General features: G+C 57.6%; 1 protein-coding gene. It reads left to right on the top strand.

Going from position 1 to position 231, the window contains the following annotated elements; genetic code table 11:
- Positions 1 to 231: DUF4399 domain-containing protein (locus tag AB3X95_RS39085; RefSeq protein WP_368624017.1), on the top strand; the 231-nt coding region annotated here is incomplete at both ends.

Here is a 231-nt window from a genome sequence, read left to right on the forward strand (position 1 = left end):
TGTGTCCGAAGGGCATCGCGTTTCCGAATACCGGCCACCATCATCTGCTGATCGACACGGATTTGCCCGCGCTCGACCAGGAGATTCCATCGGACCGCCAGCACCTGCATTTCGGCGCGGGCGAAACGGAAACGATGATTTCATTGCCGCCGGGCAGGCATACGTTGCAGCTGTTGATGGGCGACGACATGCATATACCGCATAACCCGCCGGTGTATTCGAAGAAGATCA

Source organism: Paraburkholderia sp. BR13444, assembly GCF_040948755.1.
Classification (GTDB): domain Bacteria; phylum Pseudomonadota; class Gammaproteobacteria; order Burkholderiales; family Burkholderiaceae; genus Paraburkholderia; species Paraburkholderia youngii.